Source organism: Mucilaginibacter sp. P4_G9, from assembly GCF_056400985.1.
Genome location: NZ_JBFUKF010000896.1, coordinates 1 through 756, shown reverse-complemented (window position 1 = coordinate 756; position 756 = coordinate 1). Strand labels below are relative to the sequence as shown.

Here is a 756-nt window from a genome sequence, read left to right as displayed (position 1 = left end):
TTGATCTGGACCGTGATATGTGGACCTACATATCCATGAACTATTTTAAGCAAAAGATAAAAGCAGGCGAAATCGGTTCGTCGGCCATGCCACACAAAGTTAACCCTATTGATTTTGAGAACTCGGAAGGTAACCTGGGTATTGCAAATGCGCTGTTTGAACACCTGGCTGCCAAGCTGCCAATATCGAGATTASAGCGCGATTTAACTGATTCGACAGTATTACGCAACATAGGCGTACCGGTAGCACATACCCTTATCGCTATAAAATCGAGCGTTAAAGGTTTAAATAAACTACTACTTAACCAGGACGCCATCACTGCCGACCTGGAAGCCAACTGGCCGGTTGTTGCCGAAGCTATTCAAACCATATTAAGGCGCGAAGGTTATCCAAACCCATATGAGGCATTAAAAGACCTTACCCGTACCAACCAGCAAATAAACGCACAAACTATTGCAGAGTTTGTGGATGGATTGGATGTGAGCGATAGCGTTAAAAATGAGTTAAAACAAATTACGCCGCTGAATTATACGGGAATTTGATGTGCAGATTTCAAATGTGCAGATATGCAGATGGGCAATTTTCATAAGTTAGTCATTCAAATCATCTGCACATTTGAAATCTACACATCTGAAATCATCATATCCCCGTCATAACAATTTTAGTATTGTATTTAAATCAAAAAGGTGATTAAATTTGTTTAATTAATCTAAATAGAATTTTCGATGAATATCAACGTATATACCGAATCAACGC

1 protein-coding gene is annotated in these 756 nt (G+C 39.3%); it reads left to right on the top strand.

All coding sequences use genetic code 11. From position 1 onward, the window contains the following. On the top strand, positions 1-542 hold a 542-nt coding region (locus AC1DPZ_RS28420), incomplete at its 5' end, for a lyase family protein (protein ID WP_477409852.1). Between the last annotated feature and the right edge of the window lie 214 nt (positions 543-756).